This is a genomic window from Pseudomonas sp. MH10 (assembly GCF_034353045.1).
GTDB lineage: Bacteria > Pseudomonadota > Gammaproteobacteria > Pseudomonadales > Pseudomonadaceae > Aquipseudomonas.
The window spans coordinates 335,720-358,776 of sequence record NZ_CP133783.1 but is presented as its reverse complement, the minus strand read 5'-3'; the positions used below and the strand labels follow the sequence as shown (position 1 = coordinate 358,776).

The 23,057-nt window shown below is 52.5% G+C and carries 19 protein-coding genes; 5 read left to right on the top strand and 14 right to left on the bottom strand.

What is annotated here, in order from left to right:
- Positions 1-79 precede the first annotated feature (79 nt).
- Positions 80-1,051, top strand: coding sequence for a magnesium and cobalt transport protein CorA (locus RHM59_RS01605; RefSeq protein ID WP_322165006.1), 972 nt, complete (start codon positions 80-82; stop codon positions 1,049-1,051).
- A gap of 108 nt (positions 1,052-1,159) precedes the next feature.
- Here RHM59_RS01605 and RHM59_RS01600 read toward each other — a convergent pair whose 3' ends face one another.
- From RHM59_RS01600 to RHM59_RS01540, 13 genes are all read right to left on the bottom strand, one after another.
- Positions 1,160-1,888 (bottom strand): amidotransferase, encoded by a 729-nt coding sequence (locus RHM59_RS01600; RefSeq protein ID WP_322165007.1) that lies wholly within the window; start codon positions 1,886-1,888, stop codon positions 1,160-1,162.
- Between the two features lie 97 nt (positions 1,889-1,985).
- A complete protein-coding gene (locus RHM59_RS01595) occupies positions 1,986-4,142 on the bottom strand; it encodes a 3-hydroxyacyl-CoA dehydrogenase NAD-binding domain-containing protein (RefSeq protein WP_322285789.1) in 2,157 nt (718 codons plus the stop codon).
- 30 nt (positions 4,143-4,172) lie between these two features.
- Positions 4,173-5,378, bottom strand: coding sequence for an acetyl-CoA C-acetyltransferase (locus tag RHM59_RS01590; RefSeq protein WP_322285788.1), 1,206 nt, complete (start codon positions 5,376-5,378; stop codon positions 4,173-4,175).
- A 798-nt stretch (positions 5,379-6,176) separates the two neighbouring features.
- A complete protein-coding gene (locus tag RHM59_RS01585; RefSeq protein WP_322285787.1) occupies positions 6,177-6,983 on the bottom strand; it encodes a transglutaminase family protein in 807 nt (268 codons plus the stop codon).
- Positions 6,980-7,939 carry an alpha-E domain-containing protein gene (locus RHM59_RS01580; protein ID WP_322165011.1) on the bottom strand — a complete coding sequence of 320 codons (960 nt, stop codon included), beginning with the start codon at positions 7,937-7,939 and terminating at the stop codon, positions 6,980-6,982. Before RHM59_RS01580 ends, RHM59_RS01585 begins: the two co-directional genes overlap by 4 nt.
- A gap of 12 nt (positions 7,940-7,951) precedes the next feature.
- Positions 7,952-9,361 (bottom strand): circularly permuted type 2 ATP-grasp protein, encoded by a 1,410-nt coding sequence (locus RHM59_RS01575; RefSeq protein WP_322165012.1) that lies wholly within the window; start codon positions 9,359-9,361, stop codon positions 7,952-7,954.
- Between the two features lie 466 nt (positions 9,362-9,827).
- A complete protein-coding gene (locus tag RHM59_RS01570; RefSeq protein ID WP_322165013.1) occupies positions 9,828-10,166 on the bottom strand; it encodes a ribonuclease E inhibitor RraB in 339 nt (112 codons plus the stop codon).
- A gap of 242 nt (positions 10,167-10,408) precedes the next feature.
- A complete protein-coding gene (locus RHM59_RS01565) occupies positions 10,409-10,645 on the bottom strand; it encodes a hypothetical protein (RefSeq protein ID WP_322165014.1) in 237 nt (78 codons plus the stop codon).
- A 141-nt stretch (positions 10,646-10,786) separates the two neighbouring features.
- Positions 10,787-12,874: an LTA synthase family protein gene (locus RHM59_RS01560; RefSeq protein WP_322285786.1), complete on the bottom strand. Its 2,088-nt coding sequence runs from the start codon at positions 12,872-12,874 to the stop codon at positions 10,787-10,789.
- 165 nt (positions 12,875-13,039) lie between these two features.
- A complete protein-coding gene (gene speE / locus RHM59_RS01555) occupies positions 13,040-13,900 on the bottom strand; it encodes a polyamine aminopropyltransferase (RefSeq protein ID WP_322165016.1) in 861 nt (286 codons plus the stop codon).
- A gap of 212 nt (positions 13,901-14,112) precedes the next feature.
- Complete coding sequence (locus tag RHM59_RS01550; protein ID WP_322165017.1) at positions 14,113-14,304, bottom strand: PLDc N-terminal domain-containing protein; 192 nt, start codon at positions 14,302-14,304, stop codon at positions 14,113-14,115.
- Between the two features lie 171 nt (positions 14,305-14,475).
- Positions 14,476-15,006: a hypothetical protein gene (locus tag RHM59_RS01545; protein ID WP_322285785.1), complete on the bottom strand. Its 531-nt coding sequence runs from the start codon at positions 15,004-15,006 to the stop codon at positions 14,476-14,478.
- A 110-nt stretch (positions 15,007-15,116) separates the two neighbouring features.
- On the bottom strand, positions 15,117-15,650 hold the full coding sequence (locus tag RHM59_RS01540; protein WP_322285784.1) for an ankyrin repeat domain-containing protein: 534 nt from the start codon (positions 15,648-15,650) through the stop codon (positions 15,117-15,119).
- 367 nt (positions 15,651-16,017) lie between these two features.
- On the opposite strand from RHM59_RS01540, the gene RHM59_RS01535 reads away from it, so the two are divergent.
- From RHM59_RS01535 to drt3b, 4 genes are all read left to right on the top strand, one after another.
- Positions 16,018-16,296 (top strand): DUF3509 domain-containing protein, encoded by a 279-nt coding sequence (locus tag RHM59_RS01535; protein WP_322165020.1) that lies wholly within the window; start codon positions 16,018-16,020, stop codon positions 16,294-16,296.
- Positions 16,297-16,775: 479 nt separating this feature from the next.
- On the top strand, positions 16,776-17,768 hold the full coding sequence (locus RHM59_RS01530; RefSeq protein WP_322165339.1) for an IS5 family transposase: 993 nt from the start codon (positions 16,776-16,778) through the stop codon (positions 17,766-17,768).
- 195 nt (positions 17,769-17,963) lie between these two features.
- Complete coding sequence (gene drt3a / locus RHM59_RS01525) at positions 17,964-19,226, top strand: antiviral reverse transcriptase Drt3a (RefSeq protein WP_322285783.1); 1,263 nt, start codon at positions 17,964-17,966, stop codon at positions 19,224-19,226.
- Complete coding sequence (gene drt3b, locus RHM59_RS01520; protein ID WP_322285782.1) at positions 19,219-21,183, top strand: antiviral reverse transcriptase Drt3b; 1,965 nt, start codon at positions 19,219-19,221, stop codon at positions 21,181-21,183. Before drt3a ends, drt3b begins: the two co-directional genes overlap by 8 nt.
- A 576-nt stretch (positions 21,184-21,759) precedes the next feature.
- Here drt3b and RHM59_RS01515 read toward each other — a convergent pair.
- The gene (locus RHM59_RS01515; RefSeq protein ID WP_322285781.1) at positions 21,760-22,797 is read right to left on the bottom strand and encodes a site-specific integrase; all 1,038 of its coding nucleotides are present in this window, start codon (positions 22,795-22,797) and stop codon (positions 21,760-21,762) included.
- Between the last annotated feature and the right edge of the window lie 260 nt (positions 22,798-23,057).

Sequence of the window (23,057 nt, the reverse complement as noted above, 5' to 3'; positions counted from 1 at the left end):
TTTGCCGACTCTGATCAGGAAGACCACGTTAAGCTGCGCGCTTCGTGAACTGCCACCTTAAAGAAGAAGCGATACCACCATGGGTCGAGTCGTTGCTGCTGCGGTTTACAGCGCCGGAAAGAAAGTTGCCAATATCTCCATTGATGAGGGCGCCGAATGGGCGGCCAAGCCCGGACATTTCGTTTGGATTGGGTTAGAGCAGCCTAACGCGGATGAACTGGCCATCCTGCAACGCCAGTTTCATTTGCATGAACTGGCCATCGAAGACGCCCTGGAAAAGCACAGCCGGCCCAAGTTGGAAACCTTCGGCGATGCGCTGTTTATCGTGACGTATTCGCCGATTCGCGAGAACGGCAAACTCGAGTTTATCGAGACGCATATTTTCGCTGGCAAAGGCTATGTCATCACCTCGCGCAACGGCCATTCTAAATCCTACGGATTGGTGCGTCAGCGCTGTGAAGCACGGCCGTTGCTCCTGGAACATGGCGAAGACTTCGTGTTGTACGCGCTGCTGGATTTCGTCACCGAGTGCTATCAACCAGTGACCGAGGCCATCCATGCCGAACTCGACGAGCTTGAGGGTGGTGTGTTGGGCGGCGTACTGATGGAGGCCGATATTCTGAGCATTCACAGCCTGCGTCGCGATGTCCTGCGGCTACGACGCTACGTCGCGCCGATGGTGGAAATTGGCGAAGAGCTGCAGAAACTGGCCTTTCCGTTCATCGACAAAAACATGCGCCCGTACTTTCGCGATGTGGAAATTCACGTCACGCGGCAGATGGAAGACTTGGCCAACCTGCGGGATATCGCCAGCCAAACCATCGAAATTGGTCTGCTGCTGGAATCCTCCCGACAAAGCATTGTGCAACGCAAGTTCGCCGCCTGGGCCGCCATATTGGCGTTCCCAACGGCGATTGCCGGGATCTACGGGATGAACTTTCAGAACATGCCGGAACTGAGCTGGCACTACGGCTACTTCGCCGTGCTTGGGTTTATCGTCGCGGGATGCGTCGGTTTGTATGCCAGCTTCAAACGGTCGGGTTGGTTGTAATTCGGGTGACATACACCTTGTAGAGCCAACGTGTTGGCGAGGCACTGAACCTGTATCCACGGCGTCGGACCTCTCGCCAACACGTTGGCTCCTACAGAGGTCTTTCCCTCAGACCTCTTCAACCTCAACCTTGTGCGCCACAAACCGCATCATCCATTCCGCTACGGTTGTGCCTTGATGCTCGTGTTCTAGGCTGGCGATGGCATTGCTGTAAATATCGTCGCCAAGCGCTTGTTGGCGAATGTCCAGCAAAGCGCGGGAGTAGTCATGGATAAATTCAGGATGTCCTTGGAAGCACAACACCTGATGGTTGATGTGGTACGCGGCAAACGGACAAAACTCACTGGACGCGATAACGGTGGCGTTGTCCGGGAGTGCCGTCACTTGATCTTGATGGCTGATCAATAACGTCAGGTTATCAATGGCCGGTGTCATCCAGGGTGCAGCGGGCGCCAGCGTGTAGCGATGGGTGCCAACGCCCCAGCCCTGCGTCGCACGTTCAGTTTTACCGCCCAGCAGCAGCGCCAATAATTGATGGCCGAAGCAGATGCCAAGCAATTTGTCGCCGCGCTCGAAGCGTTGCAGCAGATAGGTTTTTAGCGTTTGAATCCACGGCTCGCTGCCAAATGAATCAGCCTTGCTGCCGGTCACCAGGTACGCATCGAACTGCTCGTCGTCCGCCGGATAAACACCGTGCATGACGTTGTAGATGCTGAATTGCGCAGCAATCGGTTGCCGTGAAAACAACCGCTCGAACATCTGCCCATAACCCTGAAATTGATCGACCAGTTCTGGCCGCAGGACATCGGTTTCCAAAATGCAGATGCGTAACGACATAAAAAATTCCCAAACGGTAAAGGCAATAGCGCACCACAGAGCCTGCCTTGGATAGCCACTCCAAGGCAAGACCCGAATGCTGTCGATTTGTCTCGTGCTAAAACGTCAGACCCTTGCTCGCCTTTTCCAGCAACAAGGCCGGCGGTTCAAAACGCTCGCCGTATTGCTCGGCCAAATACTGCGCGCGGGCGATGAAGTCGTTGAGGCCGTATTGATTGATGAACTGCAACGCGCCACCGGTCCAGCCCGCGAAGCCAATGCCAAAGATCGAACCGATATTGGCGTCAGCCGTGGACATCAGCACGCCCTCCTCCACACAGCGCACGGTTTCCATGGCTTGGATAAACAGCAGCCGATCACGCATGTCTTGCGCGGCGATTTGCCGGTCGGGGTTTTCAAAACGGCTTTTCAGCTCCGGCCACAGGTGCTTGGGCGCACCTGCCGGATAGTCGTAAAAGCCCGCCCCGGCGGCCTTACCGGCGCGTTTGTATTCATTCACAAAAAGATCGACGACTGCAAACGAAGGGTGCTCGGGTATCGGTTTGCCCTCGGCCTGCAAATCCTTGCGCGCCTGCTGGCGAATATGGCTCATCAAGCTCAACGACACCTCATCCGAGACCGCCAGCGGTCCCACGGGCATGCCCGCCTTGCGCGCTTGGGTTTCAATCATCGCCGCCGAGAGGCCTTCACCGAGCATGGCGATGCCTTCGCTGGTAAATGTCGCGAACACCCGCGAGGTGAAGAAGCCGCGGCTGTCGTTGACCACAATCGGGATTTTCTTGATGTGCAGTACGAAGTCGAAACCACGGGCCAACGTGGCGTCACTGGTGTGGGCGCCTTTGATGATTTCAACCAACTGCATTTTGTCCACCGGGCTGAAGAAATGCAGGCCAATGAACCGATCTTGTTGCGCAATCGCGGTCGCCAGGCCGCTAATCGGCAGGGTCGATGTATTGGAAGCGATGACCGCATCCGGCAAAGCCAGCCGTTCGGCAGCCGCAGTGACGGTGCGTTTGAGCTCACGGTCTTCAAACACCGCTTCAATGATCAGGTCACAGCCATGCAGATCACTGTCCTGCTCGGTGGGAGTGATCCGCGCGAGAATTGCGTCCCGCTGTTGTTCATCCATCCGGCCGCTAGAGACCTGTTTCTCCAGCAGTTTGACCGCGTGATGCTTGCCCTTTTCAGCGGCGGCTTGGCTGATGTCTTTGAGCACCACCTCAATCCCGGCTGAGGCACTCGCGTACGCAATACCGGCACCCATCATCCCAGCGCCCAGCACGCCGAGTTTTTTCGTCACTTGAACGGGAATCCCTTTGGGACGCGATACACCGGCGTTGATTTCATTGAGTTGGAACCAGAAGGCCCCGATCATGTTTTTCGCCACTTGGCCAGTGGTCAGTTCGGTGAAGTAACGAGTTTCAATAATCTGCGCGGTGGCGAAATCGACCTGGGCGCCCTCCACCGCCGCGCACAGGATTTTCTCCGGTGCAGGAAAACAGCCTTGGGTTCGAGCGCGTAAAATCGACGGCGCAATGGCGAGCATCTGCGCAACTTTTGGGTGTGAGGGTAAGCCACCCGGAATCTGGTATCCGGCCATGTCCCAGCGCTGCTTGGCCGCCGGATTGGCCATGATCCAGGCCCGGGCCTTGGCGAGCATGTCGTCACGGTCCGTGGCGAGTTGATCAATCAAGCCGGCGTCTAGCGCTTGCTGCGGGTTGACCTTTTTACCTTCCAGGAGAAACGGCAAGGCTTTCTCGAGCCCGAGCATGCGCACCATCCGCACCACGCCTCCACCGCCCGGCAACAGGCCAAGGGTCACTTCTGGCAATCCGATCTGTACGCGGGGATCGTCCAGCGCGATGCGATGATGGCACGCCAGGCAAATTTCCCAGCCACCCCCAAGCGCAGCGCCATTGATCGCGGCCACCACTGGCTTGCCCAAGGTTTCAAGTAAACGCAACTGAGCCTTGAGGCCCAACACCATCTGGTAAAACCACTGGGCTCGCGGCTTATCGACTTGAATCAGCTCGTTGAGATCGCCTCCGGCGAAAAACGTCTTTTTCCCCGACGTGATGATCACCCCAACGATGGCGTCTTTTTCTGCCATCAGCCGGGCCACCGTATCGGCCATGGCGTCGCGGTACAGCGCATTCAGGGTATTGGCCGTCTGGCCGGGCATATCGATAGTCAGAACCACAATCTGGTCCTGGCCCTTTTCATAGTGGATGGCAGCGTCGGCGGTGATGGTCATGAAGAAATCCTGATGAGCCGTTGAACGGGCTTAGTAACGTTCGATGATGGTGGCAATGCCCATACCGCCGCCGACGCACAAGGTCGCGAGGCCATAGCGCAACTGACGCACCTCCAACTCGTCGAGCAACGTACCTAGAATCGCGCAACCGGTGGCCCCCAGCGGATGGCCCATGGCGATGGACCCGCCGTTGACGTTGACCTTGCCGGCATCGATGCCCATGTCCTTGATGAACTTGAGCACTACCGAGGCGAACGCTTCGTTGACTTCGAACAGGTCGATGTCTTCAACCCTGAGTCCGGCACGGCTCAGTGCCTTGCGGGTGGCGGGCGCCGGGCCGGTGAGCATGATGGTCGGATCAGTGCCGGTGACCGCCGTTGCGACGATTCGCCCTCGCGGTCGCAAACCCAGCGCCAAGCCTTTGGCCTCGGAACCGATGAGCATGGCCGCAGCACCGTCGACGATGCCCGAGCTGTTGCCAGGTGTGTGGACGTGATGAATCCGCTCAACCTGGCTATAGACCCGTAACGCGGTGGCGTCGAACCCCATCTGGCCGATCGTCTCAAAACTGGGTTTGAGTTTACCCAAGCCTTCCAGCGTGCAATCACCGCGAATGAACTCATCGTGGTCGAGCAGCACGATGCCGTTCTGATCCCATACCGGAATCAAGGACTTACTGAACGAACCATCGCCCCGTGCTCGCAACGCTTTTTGCTGCGAATGCAGCGCGTAAGCATCGACATCGTGGCGACTAAAGCCCTCCAGGGTCGCGATCAGATCGGCACCGATGCCTTGCGGCGTGAAGTGGCAGTGCAGATTGGTTTGCGGATCCAGCACCCAGGCACCACCGTCACTGCCCATGGGTACGCGTGACATGGATTCGACGCCGCCGACAACAACCAGGTCTTCGAAACCCGAGCGGATTTTCATGGCGCCGAGGTTCACTGCCTCCAGCCCCGACGCACAAAAGCGGTTGATCTGCACGCCGGCGACGCTAACGTCCCAGTCCGCTACCAGCGCGGCGGTTCTAGCAATGTCTGCGCCCTGATCACCGACGGGGGTGACGCAACCCAGAACAATGTCGTCCACATGCCGCGTATCGAGCTGGTTGCGCTGTTGCAGGGCGGTAAGCAGGCCGGCCATCAAATTCACCGGTTTGACGCTGTACAGCGCACCGTCCGGCTTGCCTTTGCCACGGGGCGTGCGCACCGCATCGAAAATCAACGCTTCTGTCATGACAGCCTCGGATCACGGTAAGAAAATGGATTTCTGTACCGACACCATAAACGGGGTCTTCATTGAATCAATGACCGAAGCGCTCATTACACTTGACTGACCCCACTCGGACGAACGGTAGGTCACTATCAAATAGGCTGGGAAGATGTTAAACGTGTCTAGCAAGGGCGGAAAAGGAAGGTGGCAATGAGCTTCATTTCTTTTCTTGATGAAAAAAATAAACTTCGAACCAAATGGATCTAAGCCAAGTGACACGCGGGCTCTAAAGTTATCTTTATGACAGGCAAACGCTAAAAAAAGAAAATAGGCGTTTGAGTAGCCGGGTTTTCCGGGACACCTGATCAGCAGCACCCCCTTTGCCAGCTGCCCGATTAATGAACTGCTCAATAATCGGCGAGCTTTTGTAGCTCAGGAATAACAACAAAAGGCATTAGCCATGTTCAAATATTCGAAAATTCGTCAGGCGGGACTTATCGTCGTCGTCACTACCCTGGTATTGATCTTGCCAAACATGACCCGTCTGTTCGGTTAATTGTTTGGCTGTTCTGAAGCGGATTCATGATGAGTCCGGTTTCGGCAGGTCTGCACCTGGTATTTGGGTAAATCAGAAGTAAAGCTGGATGAATGCAGGGACGGCAGGAGATCCCGCTCATCTGCAACAAACACAATCTCTGTAAGAGCCAACTTGTTGGCGAGAAATAGCCCGTGTGCATCAAGCGTACTGCTTCGCGAACAAGTTCTCTCCTACAGGCAAGGGGGTGATGTTAGCGGAGAGGGTGCGCCATAGCGCACCGCTTATCAGCTTTGCTCTTGCGTCTGCGTAGCGCGGATCGGCGAGACCGATACCTTGGCATGCATTTGTTCGCATCCCCCCCCGCGACGCATGCCACGTACCGGACAGGCGTCCAGGTAATCCAGGCCCACGGCCAATTTCAAGTGACGCTCAGGTCGCGAGAGTTGGTTGGTGACGTCAAAGCTGTACCAAGCATCGTCAATCCAGGCTTCTGCCCAGGCATGACTGGCCAAGTGTTCGCTGTCTTCGCTGTACAAGTAGCCCGACACATACCGCGCAGGAACGCCCAGGCTTCGGGCGCAGGCCAGAAACGCGTGGGTATGGTCCTGACACACGCCTGCTTTACCCGCGAATGCCTCGGCAGCGCTGGTGTCGACTTCAGTCGAACCGGGTGTATAGGTCATGTGCTGGTTCAAGCCGTGCATCAAATCAATCAGCGCGGTGCGGTCTTTGCGCTGTTGACACTGAAGGGCAGCGAACGCGCGTATGGCTTCGTCAGGTTCGGTCAGACGGGTGAACCGCAAGAACGGCAGCGCTGATTGGCTTTCGTGCTCGGATTCAGTTTTCTCGTCGATTTCAACCTGACCACGGGCGCCAATAATAATCGCTTCGTGGGGCTCATCTAGCGTTAGCACGTGGAGAATGTTGCCGAACGGATCAATTTGCGCGCGCACTGGACGCGGCAACGTCAACTGCCAGCTGAGCACATGCTGGCGTTCACTGTCATGCGGCGTCAACCGCAGGTATTGGATACTGGCACGGACCTGGTCTTCATAGTGATACGTGGTTTCGTGGCTAATTGAGAGTCTCATGCAGCCTCCAGGTACGAAGTGTGAATAGCGTTACCCAATTGGGCTACCAACGGAATGAATTCGTTCAACCACTTATGCAAACCCTCATCGAGAATTTCATCGATGCCGGTGTAACGCAGACGCGCGTCCAACTGCGCGGCCAAGCGTTGTGCCGGACGACCATTGGCCCCAGACAAGCTGGCTAGCGTTTCGTCAATTTCTTCCATGCAGGCGCGCAACGAACGTGGAATGTCGGCACGCAACAGCAGTAACTCAGCGACATGGCGCGCACCCGGCGCGTCCCGATACAGCTCGGTATAGGCTTCGAACGACGACAGTGCCCGCAACAACGCACTCCACTGGTAATAACCATGGGCCGTGGTGTCTGCAACCACTTCGGTATCGTGGCCGCGTAACTCAAGCATCTCGTAACGGGCGTCCAGTAAACGCAAGGTATTGTCCGCGCGCTCGATGAACGTCCCTAACCGAATAAAGCGGAATGCATCATGGCGCATGATGGTGCCGAGGGTGGCGCCGCGAAACAGGTGCGAACGCTCCTTGACCCATTCGCAGAAACGGCTGATGCCGTAACGGCTCAGGCCCTGATCAGCGATACCGCGAATCTCCAGCCACGTGGCGTTAATGTTTTCCCACATGTCCGCCGTAATTCGGCCACGTACCGCATGGGCGCTGGCCCTCGCTGCACCCAGGCAGCTGTAGATGCTGGCCGGGTTGTTCGCGTCAAGGGCGAAGAAGTGCAACAAGCGTTCAGCGTGCAGTTCACCGTGGCGTTCGACGTAGTCGTCCAGCGTTCCGGTGATCAGCAGCGGCATGGCAATTTCATGCAAACCGTCGTCTTGCCCGTCCTGTGGCATGAGCGACAGCGAATAACTGACGTCGAGCATCCGGGCGAGGTTTTCCGCTCGTTCCAGGTAACGCGACATCCAATACAAATCCGAGGCAGTTCTACTTAGCATTGGCAGGCTTCCTTAATCCTCAACCACCCAAGTGTCCTTGGTTCCACCGCCCTGGGACGAGTTTACGACGAGGGAGCCTTCACGCAGCGCCACTCGGGTAAGGCCACCGGGAACAACCCGGGTTTCACGGCCGGAAAGAACAAACGGGCGCAAGTCGATGTGGCGCGGGGCGATGCCGTTCTCGACAAATGTCGGACAGGTCGACAAGCATAAGGTGGGTTGTGCGATATAAGCGTGCGGTTTGGCCTTGAGCCGAGCTCGAAACGACTCGATCTCTGCGGCCGTGGCCGCCGGACCCACCAGCATCCCGTAACCGCCCGATCCTTGGGTTTCCTTGACCACGAGTTCTGGCAAATGCGCCAGCACGTGGGATAACTCTTCCGGTTTGCGGCATTGCCAAGTCGGAACGTTTTGCAGCAGTGGCTCTTCGTCCAAGTAGAAACGAATCATGTCCGTGACGTACGGGTAAATCGATTTATCGTCCGCCACTCCTGTGCCGATGGCGTTAGCCAGCACCACGTTGCCGGAGCGATAGGCTGACAACAGACCCGGCACGCCGAGCATCGAATCAGGGTTAAACGCCAGCGGATCGAGAAACGCATCGTCCAGACGGCGGTAAATGACGTCGACGGCTTTCGGGCCATCGGTGGTGCGCATGAACACACGGTCATCGCGCACGAACAAGTCAGCACCTTCCACCAACTCAACCCCCATCTCCCGCGCCAAAAAGGCGTGCTCGAAAAAGGCGCTGTTGAAGCGGCCCGGCGTCAGAACCACAACGCTCGGGTTATCAATGGGGCTGGAGCTTTTCAACGTATCGAGGAGCATGTTCGGGTAGTGATCGATGGGCGCAATACGCTGCGCCGCAAACAGTTCCGGGAACAGACGCATCATCATCTTGCGGTCTTCGAGCATGTAGCTCACGCCGCTCGGCGTCCGCAAATTGTCTTCGAGCACGTAATAAGTGCCGTCGCCATCACGCACCAAGTCGACGCCAGAAACGTGCGAATAGATGTCGCGGTGCAAATTCAGGCCTTGCATCGCCAACTGGTATTGCTCGTTGGCCAGCACCTGTTCGGCGGGAATGATCCCGGCCTTGATAATTCGCTGATCGTGATACAGGTCGGCGAGGAACATATTCAACGCCTTGACCCGCTGAATACAGCCACGTTCGACGAAGCGCCATTCACTGGCAGGAATGCTGCGTGGAATGGTGTCGAACGGGATCAGTCGCTCAGTGCCTTGATCGTCGCCATACAGGGTGAATGTGATCCCCGCACGATGAAACAACAGATCGGCTTCACGCCTGCGCTGAGCCAATAACTCGGGCGGTGTTTCGCCCAGCCAACGGGCGAATTCCCGATAATGCGGGCGGACCAGGCCACCAGCATCGTACATCTCATCATAAAAGGTGCGGATCATGCCGTACTCCTTGTCACCACGGACACCAAAGGCCTTCGCAAGGCCCGTGCCATCGGCATAAACGCTTATTTATCAAGCCGTTGGATAAATACTTCCCACAGGGTGCACCCTTCTTGTGCAGTAACCGCCCCAGAAAAATCTCCTACGCCTCATTCGGAAGCATCTTTCATCGCTATTGGCTATCAACAGCATAGTCAGAGTTGATTTCACGAGGGGAGTTTGTTTCCCCATAATCGCCAGCATTCAAGCGAACCATGGGCTGAATCCATTCATCGAGATTGAGTTTTTATCGAACGCTTAACCGAACTTCCCTTTGAGCCACTCTATGAGTGGCTTTTTTTTGCCTGGCGGCTATGAAACCCCATCGCTAAATAGGGCATGGGTCAAGCGGCACGGATGGAACCGACTGACGAAGCGTCAGCCGGTAAGGATGCAGCGAACCAATGTGTGGCACAGGCGCCCGTGGTTAGTGGAGGCCTTTGATCACTTGAGTGACTCCCCAACCCTCGACCTCGCCATCCAGAGGCGTGATCATGGTTTGAAAGTCCTGTTCAAAATCACCGATGCCACCATACGTGGCGTACATCAATTTACTCAACTGAAGATGCCATGCCCCGTCATCACGCGCGCTGACCTGCGCGTTCAGGGATTCTCCGCGAAACTGCCCTGCAGCCTGCCGTGCCCGGTCCTCGTCCGGGAAGACGGCGTAAAACTCGATGGGATGGATGCTGGCGAAATCAAAACCGCCCTCTTTCATGCGGCGCAGTACGTTACTGCTGATGTCCTCTTGATAGGCTGTGCTCATGAAACGTCCTCCTATGCAACGATAGATAGAGTTTCAACTTTCCCGGCACGACCACTGAACAGTGGCCGCTCAGCGACAGATACTCTGCCACCGGGGAATCAAGCATGTAGCTGACAAGGCCAAGTGGTGAAAAACCTGGCGTCGACATGAAGAGACCGGAGCAATGCTGCGCCGGCCTCATTTGCAGAGTAGTCCTATCGACCGCCTGTGCCAATGGCAAAACAGGATTAACGAGCGAGCGCTCAGGACGCCTCGGTGACGGTGAGAATTTGCACGCTGTGCATCGCTTTCAGAGACTTTACGGTCGGCTCGGGCGCTCGACCGTCGAGGTCGTTCAAATCAAGCTTATCGGCGATAGGAAACAACACCTCACGCAGGTAATCTGCTGCGTCTTCATTACTCGGGCGTTGCTCACGTTCAAGCTCAAGGCTCTGCTTCACACCGTCTTTATCGACATACGTAATGGTCCACTGTTTCATCGATGTCTCCTTGGCCAAGCCGAAAAGCGGCTCACTCAATCTGGACCTTGAGCTTTCCCCATTCGTTCCACCGCGATGCACGCTAAAAAACAGGCAAAAAAAGAGGCCAATCAAGGCCCCTTTTTTCCGATCAGGTCACTGTCAGCGCTTTGTACCGCCGCTCACACCCGCTGTGTTGTCCATCAAGCTTTTGGTCGCCGTTTGTATGAACGCTTCCAGCCTTTCCTTGAGCTGCGCCTGATCAGGTTGATCAGTCATCAATTCAGCGTGGGGTTTGGCGCCCAACTGGTATTGATACAACAGCGGCTCCATGCCTTTGGGCTCGACCAGAATGCGGTCACCCGTGACATAACCCACGGTCAACTCGCCACCCGAGGGTTTGATAACACCGAAACCCTTGTCGCCCTCAGGCAGGTTGAGCAGGTCGCGGCCCCAGCACTGGTTGCGCGACTCACCGCCCAAACGGCCCATGATGGTCGGCACAATGTCGATTTGAGTGCCGACGGTACTGCTGCGCTTACCGAACTTTTCCTGAATTCCAGGGCCAATCAACAGCAACGGCACGTTAAAGCGCCCCAAGTCCAGCTCAGTGAGTTGCTTGTCATTGCCGAAGCCGTGGTCGCCAACGATCACGAACAAGGTGTCCTTGAAGTAAGGTTCTTTTTTCGCTTTCTCAAAAAACTGCCCCAGCGCCCAGTCGGCATAGCGCATGGCAGTCAAGTGTTCGTCCAACGTGCCGTGGCCGGTAACGCGCTCAACGGGCAAGTTGGCGGGAAGCGCGTAAGGCGTGTGGTTCGATAGCGTTTGCAACAGCGCATAGAACGGTTTTTTGCCTTCGCGGGCTTTCAGCTCTTGAGCGCCACGGTCAAACATATCCTGGTCGGATACGCCCCACGTTGGGTCGGAGAACACTGGATTGACGAAATCGTTACGACCGATAAACGTGGTCATTCCCTGATTGCTGAAAAACCCCGACTGGTTGTCCCAGGCGAAATCGCCGTTATAGACATACACGTCGTCGTAGCCACGGGCGCTGAGCAACTGCGGCAGGCCGGACAGTTTGTTACTGCCTTCCGGGGTCTGCATCAGGTATTCGAACCCAGGCAAGTTAGGGAAACACGCCATGGTGGCGAACATGCCCTGGTGGGTGTGGGTGCCGTTGGAAAAGAAGCGGTCAAACAACAAGCCTTCTTTCGACAGCTTGTCGAAGTTCGGCGTGATATTGGCGTCGCTGCCCAAAGCGCCCACCGAGTGACCGGCGAAGCTTTCCATCAGGATCACCACCACGTTGCGAATCGGCAGCGTGTTTTCGACCGGCGGGACGGTGTCACGGCGCACGGCGGCCACGTCGGCGTCAACCAAAGTGTCATTGGCGGTCAGCAGCATGTCACGAGTGACCTTCTGCGCCTGCGCATCCGGCATGGTTGATTTCCAGATGTTGGCGCGCTGGCTCGAACCCAAAGCTTTAGCCGCTTCGATCAGCGACAAGGTGCCATTGAGACCCAACTGGTTGGCGAAGTTCGAATCCGTGGTGTAAGCATCACCCCATCTCAGCGGCGGGCCTTGACGCAAAGTGCCACGAGACGCAATCACCGCCACCACCATACACAGCAGCAATACGGCAATGCGCGTGTACCACGGCGCCACCGAGCGGATGCTACTGGCGCTGACGCTCGGTAGGCGCTGTGGTCGCGTCAAACGATCGATGCCTTTGAACACCAGGCTCAGCAGCCAAGTCACAGCGGCCCACACCAGCAGATAGCGCGCTACCGGGAAACCGTACCAAAGCATGCTTAGCACGGTTTTCGGGTCTTCTTTGACGTATTGGAACACCAAGCCATTGAGGCGCTGGTGAAACTCACGGTAGAAGTCCATCTCCATCAAGCCCAGGAACAGCGTGATGCTGGCGCCCAAGGTCAGCCAGAAACGGAACAGACCCCGCCAATTCATCGTTCGGGCGCTGAGCAGTGCCAGCAACAATGGGATCAGCAAGTAGACCGTCAGGCGCAAGTCAAAACGCAGGCCATTGCCCATGGCTTCTATAAAGGTCGAAGCCGGCGTCGTGCCGATCATTTGACGGTTATAGACCAGCAACGCGACGCGCAGCAGGCTGTACATCACCATCAGCACCACGCCGCTCAGCAGGGTGTAAGCCAGGTGCGATTTGACGGAAGGTTGTAGCGAGCGCGACGAGGCGGGCTGATGACTCAGTGCGTCCGTTTTGGCCATGGTGTTCTAAGATCCGTTGAATTCGAGGGAGAAGGTTGAAGGCAAATGTGCCCCGCCCGTTAAGCAACTAAGCGGGCACGATCTTCTTCGAAAGGCTGTGAAATTTATGTAGCACCCTAGGGCTGAAATGTAAAAAATCCTTTCAGCCTGGCGCCTAAACCGTAATTAGTCGTTACTTGGCTTGTTCACAGCGTGCAAAACATATTGCGGCATGGCAAATGCGCCAATATGAATTTCGGGATTGTAGTAGCGCGTGATAATACCGCTGCCCGCAAAACGCTGACGCAAGGTCTCCAGCGGCAACTTGCGATACGCCGTGTTGGTCGCGCCCCAGGCAAAGGTCATGGCGCCGCCGATATAGGTCGGAATCGCAGCCTGGTAGAAATGCCAATCCGGGAACAGGCTGCGCAAGCGACCCGCCGTGGTCTGAACTTCGGTCAGTTGCATGAAAGGCGTACCGTTTTGGGTGACCAAAATGCCGCCTTCATTCAAGCAGCGGCGGCAGGCTTGATAAAAGTTCTCAGAGAACAGCACCTCTCCCGGACCGATTGGGTCAGTGGAGTCGGAAATAATGATGTCGAACTTTTCCTGAGTCGTCGCGACGAAACGCATGCCGTCGTCGATGACCAGATTCAGTCGCGGATCGTCGAAAGAACCCTTGGAATGATTTGGCAAATACTGTTTGCACATCTCGACCACGGTGCCATCGATCTCGACCATGGTGATGTGCTCAATGCTGCGATGCTTGGCCACTTCACGCAGCATCCCGCCGTCGCCGCCGCCAATGATCAGCACGCGCTTGGCGGAACCGTGAGCGAGAATTGGAACGTGGGTGAGCATCTCGTGATAGATGAACTCATCGGCTTCGGTGGTCTGAATCACGCCGTCGAGCGCCATGACCCGGCCCATGCGCGGGTTTTCAAAGATCACCAGGTGTTGATGTTCGGTACGCACTTCGTGCAGCAGTTTTTCCATACGAAAGCGCTGGCCATAGCCTTCGTACAACGTTTCTTGATAATCGCTCATGGGTAAGTCCCCGGTGAATGCTGGTGGCAACGGACAGCGACAGCTTGAAGACAAGCACCGCCCCTAATAAGAGGCGGGCATTCTACGTTGCGCAAGATGTCAGGTCGAACCTCTATTGGTCAGCCCCCGGTATTGAGATCGGAAACAACAAAGCGCCTGACAGCAATCAGCCGTCAGGCGCCTGGGTCCAGCATCGAATCAGACAAGGCCAGTCAGATGCGTACATTGCCCCGTGGCCCGGCAATCGCCCAGATAATCAGGCCTAATACCGGCAGCAGCAGAATCAGCAATACCCATAGGACTTTCATCCCGACTTCCCCGCCACTCTTCAATACATTGATGATCGCCCAGATATCCAGAACCAGGATGATCAGCCCAATCAGACCGTTAAACGTGGATCCCATGGTTGTTGCTCCTAAGTGAACACTCACCTGTTTAGGATGATTACACGCACAGAGGGTTCCGTTTCGGCAGGGTCTTATTTTGTCGATCTGTAGGGGCGGTGTGGGCGAAGGTGGTCGGGGTGTCAGTTTGATCGCCTGCCAACACGTTGGCCACTACCGGGATGGCATTCATCAAACGTAAAGCGCAATCCGCAACGCTTCCAACGACGGCGCAGCAGCAATCCCGACGGCTGCGCACAACTCAATCACGCGATCCACATCGTTGCCGAAAACCAGCACTGCCTGCAGATCGTCGTCCAGCGGTTGGCTCAGGTTGAGCAGCACGTAACCGCCCTTCTCCTTGTTCATGCTGCTTAGTTGGATCTGAATCCGATTTAGCGCGATCAGCGGTTCAACCTTGGCCAGTTGCTTGGGCTTGATGTTGAACGTTACTTCAGTGCCAAACGAAGCAACGATCTGCGCGAACAAATCCATATAGCTATCCGCCTGGAACAACACAGTATCCGGCAGGCTGCCCATCACCATCCATTCGCCCAACGGGAACGGGAAGCTATCGTCGTAGTTGACGTCAGGATTGGCGGCCAGAAATCCTTGCGGATCGGCGTAGGCTTTTTCGGCCTCGTCGGCCACTTGGGCGATTTCGTCTGCCTCCATGCAACCCGAACTGATTTTGCTGATTAATTCTATGAGTTGGTCTTTCATCGGAAGTCCTGACAGGCGGCTAGCAGCTAAAAAATTAGGCGCGGAGGATAGCCGGAAATCAAGCAAGCCTCTATGGGATAGCGGCTAATTGCCAAGCCGTTGGTCATCCATTAGGAATTGAGCTTGCTCAGCAACTCAGCGGTGTCCACTGCGCCCATGGTTTGTGCGGCGGCTAACGGCGTAACGCCCCGAGCATCCTGAGCCTGTGGATTGGCGCCTTGAGACAGCAAGTAATCGACGATTTCAATACGGTTGAACATAGCCGCCATCATCAACGCAGTCCGGCCATCCGCTGATGCGCCTTCAACCTCCGCACCGCCTTCAACCAATAATCTGACCACCGGCAAGTCACCCTTGAAGGCGGCGCCGGCAATCGGGCTTTGTCCATTGTCGTTACGAATTTCAGGGTCCGCCTTGAAGGCCAATAACACCCGAACAGCTTCTGAGTGACCGTGATAACTCGCGAGCATCAATAAGGTGTCGCCTTTATGGTTGCGCAAATTAGGCGTCAGGTCCTTTTCCAGCAATAGGCCCAACATTCGCGCATCACCTTTGCGCGCCAGATCGAACACCTGCTCGGCAAACTCCAAGGCTTCGTCATCGGTCATTTGCTGGGCGGCGGCGGATTTGGAATTGTCTGACATGGTGCTACTCCTGAGACACAAGCTAAAACCTAGCCTGCTGCTATGAACGGGTTGCCGGCAGTTTCGAGAGCGGCCCGCTCAGGGTCAAGGTATATGGGCGATAGGGAAATTCAATAGCGACCAAAGCTTCGGCAATCAGTCGAGTGTTCTGGCATTTAAAGGTTCCACACACCGCACTGTAATTTGAAATTTAACCGCAAAATGCAGGATGCCCGATGGCCTTTCATGCAATATGCACGAGCCACAAAATTCGTGATTTAGCTAAGTGTCTGATTTAAATAGATATGTTTGGTATCAGAATGCTGGCACAGACACTGCAACAGTCCTCCCAAGCTTGTTACCCCCTTGAGCAACGGAGCCGCCTGACATGACTTTTATCCAAGAAAAATTTTCTTCCGTATTTTCTGAATTCGAAGTGACCACCCAGTTGCGTCCGGACGGCGGCGTTCTGCTCAGCCTGCGCAACACCGAAGGCAAACAAATTCGCCGTTCGGTGACCTACGCTCAATTGCACACCCCGGTCCAGCTGGACTGGGTAATCAGCGCCATTCGTCGTGACCTGGCCGCGCAAGCCAGTGAGTTGCCAGCGATCTCCATGCTGCAAAGCCAGCACCGGTTCGACCTGCCGACTTACCATACCCGCTAGGTCGAGCTGTAACTGTGGAGCGAACGTTGGCGAGGCGCTGAACTCGTATTTACGGGGCTGGCCTCTCGCCAACAAGTCGGCTCCTATAGCGATGCGGCGACGCACGTCTCCCACCGCATCAGTTAATACCTCCTTGCGGCGTTTCGCACCTACTTGTCCGGGTAGTTTCATTCAACGACCATTCCCCTTAACGTTTTCCTTGTCGGGCATTTCGCCCGACCTATTTGGAGAACGACATCATGAATAAACCCTCCCTTAATCGAGTGAAACCCTCACTGCAAAATTCATTCGGCTTTTATCCACTGACCAAGTGGTAACAGTCGAGCGTTAATCGAAACTTGCCGGAGCTTATCGCTGCGGCAGGTTTTATTTTTTTAAAGTGATGGAATTAAACATGAACCCACTTAGGGAAACTCTGAAAAAGGTTTTCAAATCTGGTGAAATGTCCCCCATCACATGAGCCGAGCGGTTGCCCCCCCATGAAGCAAATTTCTTTCGCCGATGCCGAGTACGCCGGTAAACGTAAGCGAACCCGCCGTGAGATTTTCCTGAGCGAGATGGACAAGGTCGTCCCCTGGAAGGGGTTGATCGCTTTGATCGAGCCGCATTATCCAAAAGGCGAAGGGGGCCGCCCGGCGTATCCCTTGATGGCCATGTTGCGTGTGCACCTGATGCAGAACTGGTTCGGCTATAGCGATCCAGCAATGGAAGAGTCTCTTTATGAGACCACGATTCTGCGCCAGTTCGCGGGGTTGAATCTGGAACGCATTCCCGACGAAACCACGATTCTCAACTTCCGTCGCCTGCTGGAGAAAAACCATCTTGCCGGGGGAATCCTGGAGGTCATTAATGGCTACCTGGGAGACCGAGGTTTGATGCTTCGTCAGGGCACAATTGTTGATGCCACGATCATTCATGCGCCGACGTCGACCAAGAATAAAGAGGGTAAACGCGACCCCGAAATGCATCAGACCAAGAAAGGTAATCAATATTTTTTCGGGATGAAAGCGCACATCGGAGTAGACGCTGATACGGGTCTGACGCACAGCGTGGTGGGCACGGCAGCCAATGTCGCGGACGTCACTCAAGTCGATCAGTTGCTGCACGGCGAAGAGACCCATCTCTGTGGCGACGCGGGCTACACCGGCGTAGAAAAGCGGCTTGAACATGAGGGGCGCGAGATGATCTGGTCGATCTCCGCCAGGCCCAGCAGCCGCCGCAAACATGGAGAAAAAAGCGTCATTGGCCGTGCGTTGCGCAAGATTGAATACGCCAAATCGCAAACTCGGGCCAAGGTTGAGCACCCGTTTCGGGTGATCAAGCGCCAGTTTGGTTACACCAAGGTGCGGTTTCGCGGGTTGGTAAAGAACACGGCGCAGTTGGTGACACTGTTTGCACTGTCGAATCTGTGGATGGCGCGCCGACATTTGATGGAGCCTATAGGACAGGTGCGTCCGCAGTATGGAAATTAAGGGTTAATAAGTGCTTAAAACCGGCTTATTCATCAATAAAAGCCGATATTTTCGAAATTTCAGTGAAGTACTTTCTTTCGGAGCGCTTGACGCCCGATTTGCCAGAAAAAGAAGGTCTTATTTCAGACCTTCCTTAGGACAAGGGTGTTACGCTGGTTCGTGTATTAGACTGACAAAATAATTCAAGGAAAGAGAATGTTCGATCAGTCGTTCAACCAAGTATCCATCTCCCGAATGCTTCGAAAAAGTGACTTCCTGACGACTCCTAGACTACGGAATCAGACCGTAAAATCGCAGGTGATATCACATGCTCTTGACAGAGCACGGCTAGGATTTGAAGGTTACGATTTTCTATTAAGCACCAAAGTTAAAAAGAAAATTATATATAGAATAAAAAACTTTTATGACGAACTTGTACTTAGAAAAATAAACAAGAACATACAAAGAAATATAAAATTAACTACTGCAAGCCGCGATTCTATTATAGCAAATATAAAAAATATTTTATCTGAAGGTGTATCGTACAGAATATATCGCCTCGACATAAAAAGCTTTTATGAGTCATTTCAATTTGAAGATGTCATTTCCGCCATATCAAAAATTCAAAGACTGAGTCCGACTACAAAACGAATAGTTAAAGAAATATTAACCAACTATGCAATTAGTGGGGGCCTCGGGGTGCCTCGGGGGCTAGCATTAAGTGCAACACTCTCAGAAGTAATGATGCTTCAATTCGACAAGACTATACGTACTCAGCCTGGAGTGTTTTTTTACTCTCGGTATGTTGATGATATCATCATAATTACAAGCGGAAATGAAGACGAATCTAAATTTATGAATTTAGCCTCCAGATTTCTTCCGCCGGGATTGCAATTAAACACGCAGAAAACAAACGTCCGCCATGCTAGCCAAGATATAAAACCTTATAAGCAAAACACTGTTGCTCCTAGTGAAATTTTGACATTTGAATTCCTAGGATATCAATTAACCGTACGCGAACCATTAAAAACCGCTGAGCGATCACAATTCAGAGATGTTTGGTTAGACATTGCAAGAAGCAAAGTCAATAAAATTAAAACAAGAATAACTCGTTCCCTTATTAGCTATTGCAAAGACGGAAATTACGACTTGCTTGAAACGCGCCTATCCTTTCTAACGTCCAACTTCAGTGTCTTGGACGCAGACCGAGAAAGGAAAAGGTTGGCCGGGATATACTATAACTATCACCGCGTAGATATGGAAAAATCAGAAGCATTAACTGAACTTGATCACTATTTTCGACAAGCAATACTGTCTGGATACGGCAAAGTATTTGATGAATTTTTCTGCAAAACTACAGTCGCACAGCGACGTCAACTCTTGAGATTCAGCTTTAGTCGCGGATTTAGGGAAAAGACTTTTTTGTACTTTTCTCGCTATAACCTAAAACTTGTTCAGGAGTGCTGGAATTATGCCTGACCCAAACGCAAAAACAATTAAAAAAAGCGATTACAACAGAATTTTAGTTACTGAAACCGTTCCATATGAAACTCCTTTAATTTTCTCAAACGACGGTTTTTACTCAATATGCAAAAAGCCGCAGGATGACAACTCAGTCTTAAATCTTCTATTTCAAAGACTAGTACTAGCAAAAGGTCGCAAGAAATTTTTTACCATTCCGTATCAATATAAAATCCGAAAAACCATTTTGGATTATCGACGATTATCTGTTATCCATCCAATATCACAGTGGGAAATGAAGCAATTCTATGAAACTTATGAATCTTTGATTTGCCACTACTGCTCCATAAGCAACTTTTCTATAAGGGCACCGCAAAGAACAGCTAGCGTTTTCTATTATAAAAATTCGTGGGAAAATATAGCTCAATATAAACGCGGAGCAGTCGAGGAAACTGGATCAGACAAACGTCATAAACATAGCTCATCTTTTTTTTCTTATCGAGGACACGATCGACTGTATAAATTCTTTAATTCCAACGAGTTTATATCGCTAGAGAAAGACTTTGCCTCTCTTCAAACGCTGGATGTTTCAAAATGCTTCGACAGTATTTATACTCATTCGATAGCATGGGCTACAAAGGAAAAACAATACGTCAAATCTAAAATAGGTCTATCAACCTTTGGTGCTGCTTTTGACTCACTGATGCAGAGAGCAAACTATAATGAAACTAATGGAATCGTGATTGGCCCTGAAATAAGTCGTATTTTTGCAGAAATCATTTTTCAAGATATTGACCAAATGGTACAAGCGCGTCTTGCAGGCGAATTGTATCGCTACGAACACGGCGTTAACTACTCAATTAAAAGATACGTAGATGATGTTTTCATCTTCGCTAAAGAAGAAAAAATCTCTCGAAAGATTTATGAGGTTTATGCTGACTGTTTAAACTCATACAATCTTCACGTAAACTCTTCCAAATCATTAACTTACACAAGGCCGTTTTTCACTGCAAAGTCCAAGGTAGTCCGTGAAGTTAACCAAAAAGTAAATGAGTTCTCAGAGAAATTCTTGGAGAGTAAAAACGGTAATTCTATACTCATTCCAAAAGAGATCCATCGAGTTGATCGGCTCGTCCATAGTTTTATTGACTCTATCAAAGCTACTTGCTCTACCAACTCAGTTGGTTATGATGAAGTTTCGTCCTATTTGATCTCAGCTTTTTTTGAGCGTGTCAAACGATTGATCAATATAGACTCGGTTGATCAGGAAGATGGATCAATTGATCAATATCGTGATGCGGTAATAGTATTTCTCGAACTCATCTTCTTCTTCTACTCTGTCGCCCCTTCTGTCAGCGCATCTTATAAATTGTGCGCATCAGTAATTTTACTTTCCAGGTTTTCGGAAATGTATTTGGGCCCTTACGAACATACTATAAAACAAAGAATTTACGAGCTGGCAGTGGAATTACTTCAGGGTGACTTAGGGGCTGTAGAGTCCGATGTCGACAACTTCATTTTTCTTGAAGCTTTGAACGTCATTCTCGCAATTAGCGATATGGGAGATGATTACCTACTTCCACCTGAGTTAATTCTGAAACTTTTTCAAGGCAAAAACTCTTATTATGATTTAGTTGCATGTTTATTTTATGTAAAAGACCGAGATCAATACCTATCAATTCAATCAGATATCATTTCACGTATAGAACGCCGTCTCGTCGATCTCAACTCGATTCAGACAGATGCAGAACAAGCGTGTTTATTTCTTGATTCCATTTCCTGCCCATATATTGACCGAAAAAAACGTTCAAGGTGGATTTACCGATTTTATCAAGCCTCTAGTGCACCCAAGCCAGTTAAACAGCAAATTGATGACTTTATCGAAAATACTGATGAAAACTTTTGGTTTGTCAACTGGAACGAAGTCGACCTGCTTAACGCTCTAGAAAGAAAGGAGTTGAGACAGGTTTACTAAGCATGGTAGGCTTCCACGAGAGAAGTAGCCAATATACCCTCCGCGTCTTCTGTATCTAGGTTGGCGCTTTACTTGCCTCTTGAAGCTAACAAATATCCTTTTTGGGTAGTGTTAGAAGACAGTTGCAGGAGCGACTTTTGCTTAGCAGAGGTTGCACACACTTAGGGGTGAGGCTACTTTTCACCTCCCGTCACCCCGTAAGCTAGCCCTCTCTACAAAGCATCTATGATGTGACGCCTACCCGGAACTCTTGTAGCTTGCACCAAAAAATCCCTGATTCCCTCTAGTGGATAGAGAGGCTCATTGCCAAGACGAACGTATGTGGGGCCTACGCGTCTTTTGCGCCACGCTTCTAAGGTTGACTCTTTGACACCGGCAAGAATGGCTAACTCAGATGCGGTTAAGAAGCCAAGAGCCCTAGCGATATGCTGCCGTTTTTCCTCATTACTTACCGTAGCCTCTTGCATATATTCTCCATCCTCTTTCTAACTAGAAATGATGGGACAACTATAAATTCATTTAAGGCGTATTGAAGGGGATGGAATTTGGAAAAAAAATACAAATCCCCCTCTTTGCTTAATGCTTTTGAACTCGCTCGAACGCGCTATGTACATCGGCAGCTTTAATAGAGGTATACCGCCTCAACATTGCCCATGTTTTATGTCCAGTCAGTAACGCAACATGGGGTATATCTAGTCCAGACCGGAAAAAATCAGCTGTAGCCTTGTGTCTTAAATCGTGAAAGTGAAGGCCCTGGATTTTAAGTTTTTGGCAGGCTCGGGTGAAAGCCGTACTAGCAGAACTGGCGTTCACACAAAAGACCTCCCCTTCTGTTCGGCCTGCAATCAGCGGGTCAACGATTTCCCAAGCTAGTGGAAACAAGGGGACTGTCTGATCGTTCCCCTTCTTCAACCTCGGATCCTTCCTGTCCCTGATTACAACGGTGTGCTTTTCCAGATCTATATCAGCAACCTTGATTCGGCAGATTTCCCCCAACCGCATGCCAGTAGCCAGACCAAATCTAACCAATGACGGCATATCGATCTTTTGTCGTGCGTTCCCATCCCAGTAGGAATACAGCGCGCTCAACTCCTCATCTGTAGGCTCTCTCTCTCGCTCCGCACTGCGAGTTTTCATCCCGCGATGCTTTAGGCTTTCTCTTGCCTCTAGCGCAAGGCGGTCATGAACATCGAGCCTTCGCGAGTGGCGCGCCCATTTCAAGACCGCTGACAGAAACGAAAGATCAGCAGCGATCGTTACCCCGCCAGCGCCATCAATTTCTCGTTTATCAATGAAGTCCCTCAAAACCGCTGCATTGAGCATCGAAAGCTTTACGCTCCCAAGTCTTGCACTCAGCATCTTAAGTGTGGCTTTTTTGGTTTTTCCAGCGTCGGCCGCCGCCATAGACGTATATTTTTCAATCAAATCAGAGAGTGTTGCACCCTTCGGCGGTGGCGCATAACCGCTCACTGCGACATGATTAGCATGATGCTCGATCGTGGCTGCCCAGTTTTTTGCTTCTACTTTTGTTGAAAATGTAGCCCCCTTATAGATACCGGCTTTGCGTACCTGTGCACGCCATTTTCCGCTTGGTAGCTTGGTAATAGTCGCCATTTCAACTCCTTGATAGCCGCGTATAGAGTGCGCGACTCGGGATTCTGCGGAAGCCCTAGCAACCAATGAAGGAGGGGAATTCTAGTAAAAAACACGATATCCCATCTCCAACGATATTGCCGAACCGTTGCGCCAGCGTACTTGCCGTTCAAACCCAGGAAAAACGCAAACGGTGTGCTGACCAATGCCCCTGTATAATACCCAGCCTATACCCTTTATGTGCACCTCGTGTGCACTTGATGCTGTGCACACGGACTTTA